Raw genomic sequence first — 418 nt, 5'->3', positions numbered from 1 at the left:
CGGTTGGAGTGGTTGTCGAAGACGGCCAGGTAGTGAATCGAATGGCTTGCCATGGCGATCAGGTCGCGCATGGGTAGGCGGGAGCCGCCGCCGGTGCGGGCGGCCGGGGGCATGGGGATGGCGGGGTCTTTGGCGGCGTGCAGGGCTTGGTTGAGGTCGGCGACGGTGGTGGTGGCGATGACGGTGACGGGGATGCCGCGGTGGGTGCCGAGTTTCTCGGATTCCAGGGCATGGCGTAGGGCGAGTTTGAGGGCGTCGTGGTTGCGTTGGCCGTCATCGCGGAGGTCGAGCTGGGGGGTGTCGGGGGTGTCGGGTTGGTGGTGGCCGGGGCGGACGGCGGCCAGGATGGGTTCGAGGTAGGCGCGGGTTTGTGGGTCGAGGTAGCCGGTGAGCCGGCTCATGCCGTCGAGTTGTTGGG

Annotated in this window: 1 protein-coding gene; it reads right to left on the bottom strand. The window is 68.9% G+C overall.

The window, feature by feature from the left end; all coding sequences use genetic code 11:
- The coding region (locus AC5Y36_RS25865; protein ID WP_500043827.1) for a DUF222 domain-containing protein at positions 1-418 on the bottom strand (418 nt) is incomplete at both ends.

It is taken from the genome of Mycobacterium sp. NGS50 (assembly GCF_059812545.1).
This window is presented reverse-complemented; position numbering and strand designations above follow the sequence as displayed.